A 562-nucleotide genomic window follows, 5' to 3' on the forward strand; every position below is an offset into this window, starting at 1 on the left:
CAGAAAAAGTAGCTTTATTTCTTAAAAGTTTTAATAGTTTAAAGCATCTAGCACCTGTTTATATTGATGAAACAGGATTCGATACTTATTTTTATCGAGAATATGGTCGCTCTTTAAAAGGTCAGTTAATAAGAGGTAAAGTATCTGGAAGAAGATATCAGAGGATTTCTTTGGTTGCAGGGCTAACAAATGGTGAGTTAATCGCTCCAATGACTTACGAAGAGACGATGACGAGCGACTTTTTTGAAGCTTGGTTTCAGAAGTTTCTCTTACCAACCTTAAACAAACCATCAGTTATCATTATGGATAATGCAAGATTCCATAGAATGGGTAAGCTAGAACTCTTGTGTGAAGAGTTTGGGCATAAACTTTTACCTCTTCCTCCCTACTCACCTGAGTACAATCCTATTGAGAAAACATGGGCTCATATCAAAAAGCACCTCAAAAAGGCATTACCGAGTTGTAGTACTTTTTTTGAGGCTCTTTTGTCTTGTTCTTGTTTCAATTAACTATGTATTACATAATTTATTTTATGTAGTTTATAAACTATCCAGAGCATTCT

At 34.5% G+C, this 562-nt stretch carries 1 protein-coding gene; it reads left to right on the forward strand.

The features are described 5' to 3' along the window. On the forward strand, positions 1–509 hold a 509-nt coding region (locus CJ239_RS11500; protein ID WP_142367015.1), incomplete at its 5' end, for a transposase. Between the last annotated feature and the right edge of the window lie 53 nt (positions 510–562).

The organism is Streptococcus sp. UMB0029, assembly GCF_002871495.1.
Taxonomy (GTDB): Bacteria; Bacillota; Bacilli; order Lactobacillales; family Streptococcaceae; genus Streptococcus.